The organism is Crenobacter sp. CS_VA4 (assembly GCF_055597485.1).
The window spans coordinates 1-236 of record NZ_JBVMAE010000202.1 but is presented as its reverse complement, the minus strand read 5'-3'; the positions used below and the strand labels follow the sequence as shown (position 1 = coordinate 236).

The following is a 236-nucleotide window of genomic DNA, read 5'->3' as shown; positions in this document are numbered from 1 at the left end:
CGCATCGACGTCCTTCTCCATGCCGGATGCCTACATGCGCTTGCGCGAAGTGAGCACCTGGTCGACGATGCCGTAGTCCAGCGCCTCGGCGGCGGACAGGATCTTGTCGCGATCGATGTCGCGGTTGACCTGCTCGACGGACTTGCCGGTGTGGCGAGCCATCGTCTCTTCGAGCCAGGTACGCATGCGGAGGATCTCCGCCGCCTGGATCTCGATGTCGGACGCCTGGCCGTGTC

At 64.8% G+C, this 236-nt stretch carries 1 protein-coding gene; it reads right to left on the bottom strand.

Features of this window, described 5'->3' with window-relative positions:
* Window positions 1-30: 30 nt before the first annotated feature.
* Window positions 31-236 (bottom strand): ATP-dependent Clp protease proteolytic subunit (locus ACZ2IA_RS23285; protein WP_470294948.1); only part of this gene is annotated, 206 nt, incomplete at its 5' end.